This window comes from Luteitalea sp. (assembly GCF_022842525.1).
In the GTDB taxonomy this organism is placed as follows: Bacteria; Acidobacteriota; Vicinamibacteria; order Vicinamibacterales; family Vicinamibacteraceae; genus Luteitalea.
In genome coordinates, this window is the sequence record NZ_JALHPM010000041.1 from 27347 (window position 1) to 40690 (window position 13344).

The 13344-nt window shown below is 70.5% G+C and carries 12 protein-coding genes and 1 pseudogene; 5 read left to right on the forward strand and 8 right to left on the reverse strand.

Annotated elements, in window-relative coordinates:
* Positions 1-778 (reverse strand): alkaline phosphatase family protein (locus tag Q0C41_RS10770; RefSeq protein WP_291983621.1); only part of this gene is annotated, 778 nt, incomplete at its 3' end.
* A gap of 78 nt (positions 779-856) precedes the next feature.
* Here Q0C41_RS10770 and Q0C41_RS10775 point away from each other — a divergent pair.
* The 3 genes from Q0C41_RS10775 to Q0C41_RS10785 are packed head-to-tail and all read left to right on the forward strand — an operon-like array spanning position 857 to position 4652.
* On the forward strand, positions 857-2140 hold the full coding sequence (locus Q0C41_RS10775; RefSeq protein WP_291983623.1) for an MFS transporter: 1284 nt from the start codon (positions 857-859) through the stop codon (positions 2138-2140).
* Positions 2141-2142: 2 nt separating this feature from the next.
* Positions 2143-3471, forward strand: a complete 1329-nt coding sequence (locus tag Q0C41_RS10780; RefSeq protein ID WP_291983624.1) for an amidohydrolase family protein — start codon at positions 2143-2145, stop codon at positions 3469-3471.
* A gap of 29 nt (positions 3472-3500) precedes the next feature.
* Positions 3501-4652, forward strand: a complete 1152-nt coding sequence (locus Q0C41_RS10785) for a M20 family metallopeptidase (RefSeq protein WP_291983626.1) — start codon at positions 3501-3503, stop codon at positions 4650-4652.
* Here Q0C41_RS10785 and menC read toward each other — a convergent pair.
* Entirely contained in the window at positions 4639-5802 is a 1164-nt protein-coding gene (menC, locus tag Q0C41_RS10790) for an o-succinylbenzoate synthase (RefSeq protein WP_291983628.1), read from the reverse strand. The two genes, Q0C41_RS10785 and menC, sit on opposite strands and share 14 nt — an antisense overlap.
* 35 nt (positions 5803-5837) lie before the next feature.
* Here menC and Q0C41_RS10795 point away from each other — a divergent pair, with 35 nt between their 5' ends.
* Entirely contained in the window at positions 5838-6689 is an 852-nt protein-coding gene (locus Q0C41_RS10795) for a hypothetical protein (RefSeq protein ID WP_291983629.1), read from the forward strand.
* Between the two features lie 30 nt (positions 6690-6719).
* Here Q0C41_RS10795 and Q0C41_RS10800 read toward each other — a convergent pair whose 3' ends face one another.
* Complete coding sequence (locus Q0C41_RS10800; RefSeq protein WP_291983631.1) at positions 6720-7649, reverse strand: glycerophosphodiester phosphodiesterase family protein; 930 nt, start codon at positions 7647-7649, stop codon at positions 6720-6722.
* 106 nt (positions 7650-7755) lie between these two features.
* Between Q0C41_RS10800 and Q0C41_RS10805 the strand changes: the two genes are divergently transcribed.
* Positions 7756-9024: a Gfo/Idh/MocA family oxidoreductase gene (locus Q0C41_RS10805; protein ID WP_291983633.1), complete on the forward strand. Its 1269-nt coding sequence runs from the start codon at positions 7756-7758 to the stop codon at positions 9022-9024.
* Between the two features lie 62 nt (positions 9025-9086).
* Here Q0C41_RS10805 and Q0C41_RS10810 read toward each other — a convergent pair whose 3' ends face one another.
* From Q0C41_RS10810 to Q0C41_RS10830, 5 genes and pseudogenes are all read right to left on the reverse strand, one after another.
* On the reverse strand, positions 9087-9911 hold the full coding sequence (locus Q0C41_RS10810) for a hypothetical protein (protein WP_291983635.1): 825 nt from the start codon (positions 9909-9911) through the stop codon (positions 9087-9089).
* Entirely contained in the window at positions 9908-10918 is a 1011-nt protein-coding gene (locus Q0C41_RS10815; protein ID WP_291983637.1) for a cytochrome c3 family protein, read from the reverse strand. The genes Q0C41_RS10810 and Q0C41_RS10815 overlap by 4 nt, the downstream gene beginning before the upstream one ends.
* A 124-nt stretch (positions 10919-11042) precedes the next feature.
* Positions 11043-11546 carry a DoxX family protein gene (locus Q0C41_RS10820; protein WP_291983639.1) on the reverse strand — a complete coding sequence of 168 codons (504 nt, stop codon included), beginning with the start codon at positions 11544-11546 and terminating at the stop codon, positions 11043-11045.
* Positions 11546-13006, reverse strand: coding sequence for a Gfo/Idh/MocA family oxidoreductase (locus tag Q0C41_RS10825; RefSeq protein WP_291983641.1), 1461 nt, complete (start codon positions 13004-13006; stop codon positions 11546-11548). The genes Q0C41_RS10820 and Q0C41_RS10825 overlap by 1 nt, the downstream gene beginning before the upstream one ends.
* Positions 13006-13344: pseudogene (locus tag Q0C41_RS10830) on the reverse strand (FAD:protein FMN transferase); the annotation flags it as partial. The pseudogene Q0C41_RS10830 and the gene Q0C41_RS10825, both read right to left, overlap by 1 nt.

Below are 13344 nucleotides of genomic sequence, written 5' to 3' on the forward strand. Positions count from 1 at the left end.
CGGCCGCGTCGAGCTTCGGCCCCGGTTCGGCCGGGTAGGGCCGGCTCCCGCCCTCGAAGGTCCACGCCTTGCCGGCATAGGTGTCGGGGAGGCGCCGCGCATTGACCGCCTCGACCCATGCGGGCAACGACGCCCGGTAGTAGGTGCTGGTCACGAAGCGCCCGCCGCGGAAGAAGTAGGCAGCGTCGGCCGCGTGCCCCGCCGGCAGGATGGCGCTGCGGTCCTTGAGGGAGATGCCGATGACGCGAGGCGCCTGCGGGGTCCCCGGCACGGCGGCCGAGGCCAGCTTCATCTGATCGCCGAGGGTGGGCACGAGCATCCGGCGCGGCGAGGCGCCGATGCCAGCCGACGCCGTCCCGCCGACGATCTGCACGTCACGGTCGGTGATGCTCTCGACCAGCGACCTGGTGGCCCGCTCGTGCCACGCATTCTCGATGATGCCGCTCACGGCCGGCGTGGCCCCGCTCAGCATCGTCGAGTGCCCGACGGCGGTGACCGTGATGCCGTGCTCGAGGTAGGCCGACGAGAAGACGGCCCCGCGCGTGAGCAAGGTGCGCAACCCGGCGCCTGGCGCTCCGAAGCGCCTCAGGTAGTCGGGACGGAACTGGTCGACGGCGATCAGCAGCACGAGGCGCACGGGCGGGCCGTCGGCGCGCGGCAGACGACTCCGCCCCGCCGCGGGGGTGGGGGTCTGCGCGCCCGGGGCCACCGCGAGCATGAGGAAGGCGAGCGACGTGGCGACGACGCGTTGCAGCAGGAGACCGGGCCTCGACGACATGCGACGTCAAGCATATGCCGCCTGTGCGGTAAGCTTCACGCGCTTTCCCTCTGTCGGGATGATTTCGCGGGAGATTCGGTGGCGCGACGCGTACGTGGGCTTCGGTGGTACATCGGCGGGCTGCTGTTCCTCTCGACCGTCATCAACTACATCGATCGACAGACCCTCAGCGTCCTCGGTCCCCTGCTGAAGACGGACTACGGGTGGACCAACTCCGACTTCGCCCGCATCCTGATCGCCTTCCGCGTGGCGTATGCGCTGGGCCAGACGCTGGCCGGCCGCGTCATCGACCGCCTGGGCACGCGCAAGGGCCTGGCGCTCGGCGTCGCCTGGTACTCGGTGGCGGCCATGGCCACGTCGATGGCGTCGGGACTCGGGGGATTCATGGGCGCGCGGTTCGCCCTCGGCCTCGGGGAGGCGGCCAACTGGCCCGGCGCGACCAAGGCCGTGTCCGAGTGGTTCCCGCGGCGCGAATCGGGATGGGCCGTCGCGCTCTTCGACAGCGGATCGTCCATTGGCGCCGCCATCGCCCCCTGGCTGGTCCTGTCGCTGTACGCGGCCTTCGGCAGCTGGCGCCCGGCCTTCGTCGTGACCGGCGCCCTGGGCTTCGTGTGGCTGGCCCTGTTCCTGGCGCTGTATCGACGGCCCGAGGAGCATCCGCTGATCACCGACGAGGAGCGGGAGATGCTGCGGCGCGACAAGGAGGTCGACGCCGCTGAACACGCGACGGGTGTCTCGCTGCCGTACGCCACCCTGCTGCGACTGCCTCAGACCTGGGGCTACGTCCTGTCGAAGACCTTCACCGACCCGGTGTGGTTCTTCATCACCGACTGGTTCGCCATCTATCTCGTGAGCCGCGGCTTCAGCGTCGAGGAAGGCCTGCTCGCGTTCTGGGTGCCCTTCCTCGCGGCCGATGCGGGCAACTTCTTCGGCGGCGGCGTGTCGAGCTGGCTCATCGCGCGCGGCTGGTCGGTGGGAGCGGCCCGCAAGTCCATCGGCGTCGTCGGGGCCATCGGCATGACCATGCTGGTGCCCACCCTGTGGGTGGACACGCTGCCGGCCATCATCGCGTGCTTCGCCATCTCGACGTTCGCCTATGCCGCCTTCTCGACCGTGATCCTCAACCTGCCGGCGGACCTCTACGACTCGGCGTCGGTGGCGTCGGTCAGCGGCATGGGGGGCACCGGCGCGGGTCTGGGCACCATCGCGGCCATCTACCTCACGGGCTGGATGGCCGACGAGTACTCCTTCGCGCCCGTCATGGTCGCCGCGAGCATCGTCCCCTGGATCGCGCTGACCGCCATGCTCGTGCTGGTGCGCAACACGGCGGGCACCCGGGCAGGCCTGGTGCGGGAGGTCTAGCGATGACGCGCCGGACCGTCCTCGCCCTCGGTGCCTGGGCCGCCGGGGCGAGCGTGGCACGCGCATTGGTCCCGCTGACGCAGGCCGCCTCGACGGCACGCGCGTCGGGCGCCCTCGTGCTCGAGGCGCCCCGCCTGTTCGACGGCACCAGGGTCATCGCGAATGACGGCGCGCGCGTCGTCATCCGCGACGGCCGGATCGTCGCTGCGGGTACGGCAGCCTCGGTGCCTGCCCCGGCCGGGGCGCTGGTCACGCGGGTGGCCGATGGCACCATCCTGCCGGGCCTCGTCGACTGCCACTACCACATCGAGTCGGACCCGGCGCTGGCGCTCCGGCAGCTCGCGCACGGGGTGACGGCGTTTCGCGACCCGGGCGAGTGGATGGCGATGCACGCGCCGCTGCGGGCGCGCATCGCCCAGGACGACCTGCCGGGACCGCGGCTGTTCCTCACGGGTCCGCACATCGACGGGGACCGTCCGGCCTATCCCGAGGACTCGGTCGTGGCGCGCGACCCGGAGGAGGCGCGCCGGCAGGTGCATCGCGCCGTCGACGAGGGTGCGACGGCCATCAAGATCTACTACCGGCTCCCGCTGGCCAGCGCGCTCGCCGTCATCGAGGCCTGCCGGCTGCGGGGCGTCCCGAGCACCGCGCACCTCGAGATCCTCGACGCGCGGACGGTGATCGAGGCGGGCCTGACCGGCGTCGAGCACGTCACGTCGTTCGGCACCAGCATCGCGTCGCCGATGGCGGCGGAACGCTACCGGCAGGCCGTGCTCGCAGACAACGACGCGCGGCGTGACGGCCGCTATGCGCTGTTTGCCGAGGCCGACCTCGATGGCCCGCAGGCACGACGGCTCTACGCGGTGGTCGAGCGCCTGCGACCGTTCGTCGACGCGACGCTGGCCGTGTTCGAGGCGCAGTCGACCGATGCGACGCCACGCGGGAGCACGCTGACGGCCGCGACGCGCGCCGAGGGGTTCGCGAAGATGCAGGCCCTGGTCGCGCGCCTGCACGCGCACGGTGCGCGGCTGGTGATGGGCGGCCACACCGAGGTGCCGCACGCGGGGCGTGGAGAGGCCCCGTGGCGCGAGCTGGACCTGCTGGTGGCCGCCGGACTCTCGCCGACCGACGCCTTGCGCGCGGCGACGCGCGAGGGCGCGGCGTTCCTCGGCCCCGGTGGGGTCGACCTCGGGACGCTGCGGCCCGGTGCCGCGGCGGATGTGGTGGTGGTGGAGGGCGATCCCACCCAGACGATCGCGCGCGTGCGGCAGGTCCGCGCGGTGGTGGCAGCGGGACGGCCCGTCGACCTGGACCGCCTGCGGACGCTGTGACGGCCGGCGCTGCGCGACAATAGCGGCACATGACCCCACAGCGCCTGCCGTCACTGCGCCAGGACTGCGAGGCGCGCCGGGACTGGCTCGTCGACACCATCGGCGCGCTCGCCCGGATCGAGTCGCCGAGCGGCGATGCGGCCTGCCTCGATCGCTGCGGCGACGCCATCACGCGCCTGTTGCAGGAGACCGGTGCGGAGGTGGAGCGGCTGCCGCGCGAGGGCGCGGGGGCGCACCTGCGCGCCACGCTCGGCACGGGTCCGCGCCAGGTGCTGCTCCTGGGACACTTCGATACCGTCTGGCCGGTCGGCACCCTCGCGCAGATGCCGGTCGCGATCAGTGACGGGCGCCTCCACGGCCCCGGCACGTTCGACATGAAGGCCGGCCTGGCCATCGCCATGCTCGCCGCGACCCTGGTGCGCTCGTCGCTGCGGGACCTGCGCCTCCGCTTCCTGTTCACGACCGACGAGGAGGTGGGCAGCCATACCTCGCGCGATCTGATCGAGGCCGAGGCGCGCGCCAGCGTCGCCGTCCTCGTGTTCGAGCCGGCGCTCCCGGGGGGCGTGCTGAAGACGGCGCGCAAGGGCGTCGGCGTCTGGCACCTCGACGTCCACGGCGTGTCATCGCATGCCGGCATCGCCCCCGAGGCCGGCGCGTCGGCCATCACCGAGCTCGCGCGGCAGGTGCTCGCCCTGCACGCCCTGCAGGCGCCCCAGCTCGGGACGACGATCAATGCGGGCCTGATCGACGGCGGGTCTCGCTCCAACGTGGTGGCCGAACATGCCCATGCCGAGGTCGACGTCCGCGTGAGTGCGATGGCCGAACAGGCACGAATCGAGCAGGCGTTTGCCGCCCTGGCCCCACACGATCCGCGCGTGCGGCTCGCCTGGCGGGGCGGGTTCGAGCGCCCGCCGCTGGAGCGCGGGCCGCACGTGCAGCGCCTCTTCACGATGGCCCGGGAGGCCGGTGCCGCGATGGGACTGGACGTCAGGGAGGGCGCCACCGGTGGCGCCTCCGATGGCAACCTGACCGCGGCGCTCGGGGTGCCGACCCTCGACGGCCTCGGCGCGCTCGGTGATGGCGCGCACGCCCGTCACGAACACGTCGACATCGCGTCGCTGCCCGACCGTGTCGCGCTGGCCGCCGCCCTGCTGCTGGCGCTCGACGCTACGGCGCCGTGAATACCCGCCGGCCGACCGTGATCTCGTCGAGGAACGCGTGGTCGATCTCCACGCCGGTCCCGGGCCCGGTGGGCACGGCGACGGTGCCGTCGGGCGCCACCTCGAAGGGCGTGGTGATGACGTCGCGCGCCCAGTAGCGCTTGCTCGCCGAGATGTCGCCGGGCAGCGAGAAATTGGGCAGGCTCGCCAGCGCCACGTTGTGCGCGCGCCCGATACCGCACTCCAGCATGCCGCCGCACCAGACGGGCGCGCCGTGCGTCTGGCAGGCGTCGTGCACGCCCAGGGCCTCGGTGTAGCCGCCGACGCGCCCGATCTTGATGTTGATCAGGCGGCAGCTGCCGAGCGCGAGCGCGTGGGCGGCGCCACGGGCATGGAGAATCGACTCGTCGAGGCAGATGTCGGTGCGGAGGGCGCGCTGCAACGCCGCGTGATCGACCATGTCGTCGTGCGCCAGCGGCTGCTCGATCATCAGCAGATCGAAGGCGTCCAGCTGCCGGAGGTGCTCCGTGTGCGCCAGCGTGTAGGCCGTGTTGGCATCCACCGACAGGAGCCCCTGCGGATAGGCCTCGCGCACGGCGCGCACGACCTCGACATCCCACCCCGGCTTGATCTTCAGCTTGATGCGCTGGTACCCCTGCGCGACGTGCGCGAGGACCTGCTCGACCAGCGCGTCGATGGTCTTCTCGATGCCGAGGCTGACACCGACGGGCACGTGATCACGGGTGCCGCCGATCGCCTGGCTGATCGACAGGCCGCGAGAGCGGGCCGCCAGGTCCATGAACGCCAGTTCGAGCCCCGCTTTGGCCATGCGATGGCCCTTGAACCGGCGCAGGGTCGCGGCGACGTCCTCGACCGACGACAGGGGGCGCGCCAGCAGGGCCGGGATCAAGCAGTCGGCCAGCACATGCTGCGCCGTGCCGAGGGTCTCCTCGCTGTAGAGCGGCTCCTGGTCGGCCACGATCTCGCCCCAGCCCTCGACGCCGTCGGCCACCATCCGCACCAGCGGCACCGTGCGCGTGTCGGTGCGACCGAAGCTGGTCTCGAACGGCCGCACGAGCGTCAGCGACACGAGGCGAACCTCGATCGAGGAGAGACGCACGGGCGCGGCGGCCGTCAACGTGCGCGTGAGGGGAAAGGCGGCAGACGACATGAGGGGGATCGTACAAGAACCGCTATGCTTTCCCGATGACGTCGCCCGCCGCGCCCTCGCCCTCGTCGTCACTGCCGCCGGCGGCGGCGGTCGAGTTCCGTGAGCTCACCAGCGTGGACGAGATCCGCCTGGTGCAGGCCATGGAGCGGAGCGTGTGGGGCGGCGAGGACATCGACATCAGCCCGATCCTGCTGATGGTGGCGCTGGTGAAGTCGGGGGCCCTGCTGCTCGGCGCGTTCATCGACGGGACCCTGCGTGGCTTCGCCTTCTCCGTCCCCGGCGATCGGCACGGGCAGCGGCTGCACTGGTCCCACATGACCGGCGTCGACGATGGGCTGCGGAGTGCGGGCCTGGGCACCCAGTTGAAGTTCGAGCAGGCGCGGCGTGTGGCCGCGCGCGGCTACTCGCGCATCCAGTGGACCTACGACCCGCTCCAGAGCCTCAACGCCCACCTCAACCTGGTGAAGCTCGGCGCGCGCGCCGACGAGTATGCCGAGCATGTCTACGGCGATTCCTCCAGCGACCTGCACAGGGGCGCCCCCACCGATCGCTTCATCGCGACGTGGCAGATCGACGCCAACGGCACGCCGATCCGATCACCGCTGCTGGCGCGGGCGGCCCTGGAGGACGGCGTGCCAGCCGGAACGGTGACGCGACGCGAGGGCTGGGACGTCTATCACGCCGCGCCCTCGCTGCCTGACACGCCGGTGGTGCGGGTGCCCGTGCCCGCGCGCTTCGGCGCCATGCTCCAGCACGCGCCCGATCTGGCGCTCGACTGGCGGCTGCAGACGCGCGCGCAGTTCGAGGCGCTGTTCGCGGCGGGCTACCACGCCGTGGACTTCCGTCGCGCCGACGACCGGGGCGACTACATCCTGGTGCGCCCCTAGCGTCACCGCGAGCGGCGGTGCGGGCGGCCGCTATCGACGCGGTGCCTGATCCGGGTTGTCGGTGATGACCCCGTCGGCGCCCGCGGCCAGCGCGGCTCGCATCTCGGCCCCCACGTCGGCGTAGGTGCCCACCGCAGACGCGCGGAACGTGTACGGCGTGACCGGCATCCCGAGCGCGTGGGCCCGCGCCGCCAGTCCTGGATCGGCGCGCAGCACCTGTTTGTCCGGGCTCAGTCCGGTCGCGAACGTCCGCGCCTCGGCCAGGCCCGCGGCGGACGTCCAGCGTGCGGCGTCCGCCGGCCCGAAGAGCAGGTGGATCGGCAGTGTGGTGCGGAGGTCGCGCGCCAGAATCTGGAGGCTGCCCACCGTGAAGGACTGCAGCACCACCGGCGTCCTCGGGTCCGCGTACGGCTGGTCGAGCCCCGCGGCCGTCAACGCGGCAAGGATCTCGGCCTCGATGCCCGGATACCGCTCCGGCGCCTTGAGTTCGATGTAGAGGCCGATGCGACCGCGCACGGCGGCGATCGTCTCGGCGAGGGTCGGCACGGGCGTCCCCGCGAAGCGCGCATCGAACCAGCGGCCGGCGTCAAGTCGTCGGACCTCGGCGAGGGTGAAATCGGCCAGCGGCCACTGGCGACGCGCCTCGCCCTTCACCATCACCTCGCGCGCCCGATCGGGGAACACCTGCGCGATGTCGGTCGTGCGCTCGAGGGTCAGGTCGTGCAGCAGCACCAGCGCGCCATCCTTCGTGCGCTGGACATCGAGTTCGACGAAGGTCGCGCCCTGCTCGGCCGCGAGCGTGAACGCGGGAATCGTGTTCTCCGGCGCATGGGCCGAGGCCCCGCGATGCGCGACGACCCACGGACGGGCGGGCGGCGAGCCCGCCGCCGCGATCAGCGCGACGAGTCCTCGAGCGACCAGGAGACCGGCAAGCAGGAGGGCGCGAGGAGCGAGCGGCATGGCGCCACGAGCATCCCACAGGTGTGCCCGCCTGCAGTACACTTCGGCAGCGCATCGGATGCTGCGCGCTCCCCGCCCGCAGCGCGCTTGGAGAAGGAGTGACGCGATGACGAGGCCCCCCCACACACGCCGAGACTTCCTGACGACCGTTGCTGCAGCCGGGGCGGTGTCCCTGGTTGCGCCACGCGGCCTGGACGCGGCCACGCAGCGCCGCAGCATCGGCGCCAATGATCGGATCCGCATCGGCCTCATCGGGTGCGGCGACCGCGGCATCGGCGTCGAGATGGCCAGCGTGCACCAGCACGCCCAGGCAGAGAACCTGGAAGTCATCGCGGTGTACGACCCCTGGCGCGTGGCGAGCGAGACCGCGGCGGCCAAGGCCAAGGAGTGGTTTGGCACCGACGCGAAGCAGTGCCGGTCGGTCGAGGAATTGCTCGACCTCCGGGAGGTCGACGCGGTGTTCATCTCGTCGCCCGATCACTGGCACGCCGCGCACCTCGAGGCCGCCACCAGGGCGGGCAAGCATGTCTATGTCGAGAAGCCGATGGCCAACGAGATCGGCGAACTGAACCGTGCGTACGCGGCGGCGAAGGCGTCGGGGGTCATCATCCAGGTCGGCACGCAGCTGCGCAGCTCTGGTGTGGCGGCAGGCTGCCGCGACCTGCTGAAGTCAGGCAAGCTCGGCAGGATTTCCCGCATCGATCAGATCCGCAACGGCGACAAGCCGTACTGGTACCAGTACCTGAAACCCGACGTGAAGGCGGCCGATCTCGACTGGAAGGTCTTCGCCAAGGACCGCACGAAGAAGGCCTTCGACCCGATCCTGTATTCGGGCTGGTTCGGCTACTGGGAGTTCTCGCAGGGGCCGGTGCCGCAGTGGGGCGTGCACTTCCTCGACCTGGTGCACTACATCGCCGACCTCGGGATTCCCGAGACGTGCGTCTGCCTGGGCGGGGTCTATACGTGGAAGGACGAGCATCGCTTCACCGCGCCGGACCAGGTGGACGCGCTCTGGCAGTATCCCGACGGCCTGATGATCAGCTACACGACCAACTTCGGCAACAGCGCCGGCAACGTCACCCGCTTCGCCGGCGACAAGGGCCTGCTGAAGCTCGATTGGTCCAACGCCACCTACAGCCCCGACGGCGGCATCAACCGCGACGGCTCGATTCGCGGTGAGAACAAGGTCGAGCCCATCGAGCAGACCGACCACTGGGTGAACTGGTACCGGTGCATGCGCGACGGCAAGACGCCGAACGCGTCGCTCGACACCGGCTACCAGCATTCCGTGGCCAGCATCATGGCCACGATGTCCTATGAGACGGGCCGGCGGGCGCGCTTCGACAAGGTGAAGCGCACCATCACGCTGGACTGATCGAGGGGAACGCCCGGGGCGTGTCGACGCGCCCCGGGCGGTGTCTTGCGGGCCTCGGCCCGCTACCGCATGAGGCCGACGACGATGAGGCCCACCATCGTCAGGCCAGTCACGATCGCCGTGGTGCCGATGGCGTAGCCGAGGACGCGCAGCCAGGGCGGCGGAGCTGTCGTGCGGATGGCGTCGAGCGTCCCTGCCGCCTGCATGCGGGCGTACTCCCCGGGACGCTCCCGCTGCATCTCCTCTTCAGGGACGACGCCGGTGAAGATGACCGGGTCCATCGGGAACTTCTCCGGGCGGAGGTGTCCGTTGAAGAAGTGCAGCGTGAAGATGAAGCCCACGGCGAGCAGCGCTTCCTCGCCGTGCACCAGCAGGGCGACGTTGAAGGCCCACCCGGGCAGGAACCGCGAGAAGAACGCCGGGAACCAGAGCAGCAGGCCAGACGCGCCGATGACGCCCATGCCCCAGAACACGGCCCAGTAGTCGAACTTCTCCCAGTAGGTGAAGCGGTCGAACGCCGGGCGTGGCCCCAGGCCGACGAACCACTTCACGTGGCCGACGAAATCGGAGGCGTCCCGCGGCTGCGGCACCATCGACCTCGGCCCCCACAACATCCCCCAGTCCTTGTCGATCACGATGCGCCGTCCCACCCGCGCGAGGTGGACGATGAAGATCGTGATCAGCAGCGTGGCGCACGCGCGGTGGATGTTCCCGGCGGTTGCGAAATCCGGAAACAGGCGCACCACCCTGCGGGCCCAGGCGGCCTCGTGGAACACCAGGGGCAGCCCGGTCATCGCCAGGCCGAGGAACGCAATCATCAAGAAGACGTGCAGCGTGCGGTCGACGGCGTCGAAGCGCCGGACGAATCGTCCCGTCTCGGTGGTCATGACTGTTCAGTGTCCTTCGGCGCAGCCGTTGGCTCGGGCTCCGACTCGGGCGCGGCCGACTCGGGTGCGGACTCGGGCGCGGCATCTGCCGTGGGTGCCGACTCGGCGTGGGCGCGGTTGTGACGGCGGCGCTCCATGGCGCTCCTGGGCAGCCACAACATCGCGTGCAGTCCGAAGAATCCGAAGGTGCCGACGAGCAGCCAGTGCATGAACCGCGAGGCGTAGTACAGCTGGGGGCTGCGCTCGACGTCGTCCTTGTCGGCGTGGGGATCGTACTGCGCATACCCGGGTGTGGCGTCCTTGTGGCACTGCTGGCACGTCGCCACGATCTTCGCACTGGAGACCATCGACCGTGGGTCCTTCTGCGGATGGACGTCGTGCGCCCCGTGGCAATCGGAGCACTTGGCCACGCGCTCGAATCCGAGCGAGGTGATCTTGCCGTGGAACGTGTCCTTGTAGGTCTTGAGCCGATCGAGGTGGCAGGTGCCGCACTCGGCCACCATGTCCATGCGCCAGGCGCCGCTGGCCACCGGCTGCGTCTCGTGCGCGGTGTGGCAGTCGACGCAGGTGGCGCCCACAGTCTTGCCGTCATCGCGGCGCGCGGTGGCGTGCACGCTGCTCGCGTAGGCATTCACCGCGTCGTCGTGGCACGTCGAGCAGTCGACCTTCTCCAGTTTGTCCTCGTGCGGCAGTTCCTTGCCGTCGAGGTCGGCGTGGCACGTGGTGCAGCTCATCTCCTCCTTGCCGTGCACGGACATGGCGTAGCGCGACGCGTCCACGGCGATGCTGTGCCCGTCGTCGGCCGTGGCCTCCGGGTCGCCGTGACAGTCCATGCAGTCGGCGTCGGTGATCTCGACGGGGGCGTCAGGGGGCTGCGCCGCAGCGGCGGCCACCGGTGCGGGAGCAGCGGCAACCGCCGATCGCGACGCCAGCACCGGCACCACGCAGATGCTCGCCACCCACGCGATGAAGGCAAGGACGATGAGAGAGTGGGGACGCAGAGTCATAGACGAGTTGCTTGTGAGCCTACCGCATGATCCTTCCCGAGGCGAGTGCCAAAGGAAGGCAGAGAGCATCGCCCCCTGTTCGACGCGACGCCGGTCACCGAACAGGGGCTGGATCGACGGGGGCCTACGCCCGCGCCAGGCGCGGCTTCCGCACCCACAGGCCGTGCACGATGCGGTCGAGCCCCGCGAACGTCCCGCTGCCTGTCGCGAAGACGACGACGAGTGCGGCCAGTTCCACCAGGTTCTTGTTCACGATCAGGTAACTGCCCTCTGACGGGATCGTGTAGAAGTAGCCGATGAACGGGGGGTTGCACAGGTAGAACAGCATCAGGAAACCGATGCCGCCCAGGCTCGCCAGCCGCGTGAACAGGCCCAGGATGAGGCAGGCGCCCACGATCGTCAGTCCCCACATCGTGATCGTGTCGGAATAGGACAGCATGGTCGGGTCGCTGGCGAGCCACCGGAAGAACCCGGCGAAGGGCCCGCGCGACTGCTTCATGAAGCCAGCCGCCGACCACGAGTCGGCCGTGAGCTTGGCGAGGCCTTCGTACAGGAAGTGCCACCCCACCAGCACGCGCATCACGGTGATGCCGACCATCGCCCAGCGTGAAGCCCGCGTCTCGGCCATCATGCTTCGCCCCCGACCTTGAAGTCCTCCGGCCGGAACGCCAGCCGGGTGTTCGATTCGATCGCCTCGTTGACCTTGAGCACCGCCACCGCCGACTCGTAGCCGACCTCGGCCGGGCAGTTGAGCCTGGCCTTCCCGCGCACGGCGTCGAAGAAGTTCTGCAGGTGCGGCTGGTGGTACGGGTCGGTGAGCGCGACGGGCACCTTGTGTCGATCGGGCGCCGCCGACTCGCGGACGTCCGCGATCGCCCCCGAGGCGCCCTCCTCCTCGTCCTTCGCCTCGGGGATCACCGGGGCGCCGATGTAGCCCTTCTGGATCCACGCGTCCCAGGCTGGCGCATTGGGGTCGCGGTAGATCGAGCCGGGGTTGTTCAGTTCCGACTCCGAGATCAGCAGCGTGCCCTGATCGCCCATGAACGTCTCGAAGTAGCCCTGGCTGCCGTTGGTCGTCTGCGTCTGGTAGTACGCCTTGGCCGGGCCGGCCGGCGTCATGTAGTCGTAGATGACCATGACCGTGTCGTACCACTCGTGCGTCTTGGGGTCGTGGTAGAGCAGGCCGCCGCTGGCGGTCACGTGCGTCGGGTTCGAGCCGAGGAACCAACTGTAGATGTCGATCTGGTGCGACCCGAGATCGACGATCGGGCCGCCGCCGAGGCCCTTGTACCAGCGCCAGTTGCGGAACTGGTGCATGTCCTTGAAGCCGAACTGCGTCAGCGTCGCCTGGGGGATCGCGTAGCGGTCGGGCGCGCCGAGGTCGGCCGCTACCGCGCGGTTCCACTGGCCGTTGACGGTGACGATCCGTCCGAGCAGGTTCGCCTCCTTCAGCAGCTTGTCGTGGCAGTGGATGTAGCGCGGATTCGAGCGGCGTTGATGGCCGATCTGCAGGAGCTTGCCGGTCTCGCGCGCGGCGAGCACCATGTTGCGGGCGCCCTCGAGCGTGTTGGACATCTCCTTCTCGCAGTACACGTGCTTGCCGGCCTTCATGCACGCAATGGCATGCTCGGCGTGCCAGAAGTCGGGCGTGGCGATGACCACCGCCTCGATCGCGGGCTCCTTGTCGAGCATCTCGCGGTAGTCCACGTAGCCGTTGACCTCGTGACCGTACCGCTTCAGCGTGTTCACCACGCGCCGCTGGTTGTACTCGGTCCAGATGTCGCACACGGCGCGAAACCGCAGGCCCGGGATGCGCTGCATCGCCTCGGTGAGCACCTGCCCCTGCGCGCCGGCGCCGAGCAGGGCGACGTTCACTTCCCGCACGTCGCCTGCCGCGGCCGCCTCGCGCGGGGCGACCGCGGCCCGTGCCGCCGCCTGCTTGACCTGGTTCTGCTTGCGCCACGCGTAGCCGAACAGCCCCAGCGCCGGGACCGTCGAGAGTCCCATCAGCACGTCGCGGCGATCGAGCTTGCGTTGTCCCTCGGTCGTCCGCGGTGCCACCTTGTCCTTGCCGTCCTCGCCCGCCATCATGCGTCTCCTGTCTGCAGGGCCACTGGCCCGTCCGAGTGCATACCGCCGAAGTGCCGCAGGCCGGCCTCACCCGCCCCGTCCTGCCCGTGATCCTCCAGCACCCAGGCTTCGAGCCCGGGGCTGCGCGCGCACAGCGCCGTGATCTCGTCCACGCTCATCACCATGCAGGCGGTGGTCAGCGCGTCGGTCACCGCGGTGACCGCGAGTCGTGGCGCCCCGTCGGCCGCCGCCTGCCCACGTGTGGCCGGCCGCGGGGCCGCAACCCACGCCGCGCGGCGTCCGCGCACAGGCTCGCCCGTGCGCGGGTCCACGATGTGATCGCCCTTGACGAGGCC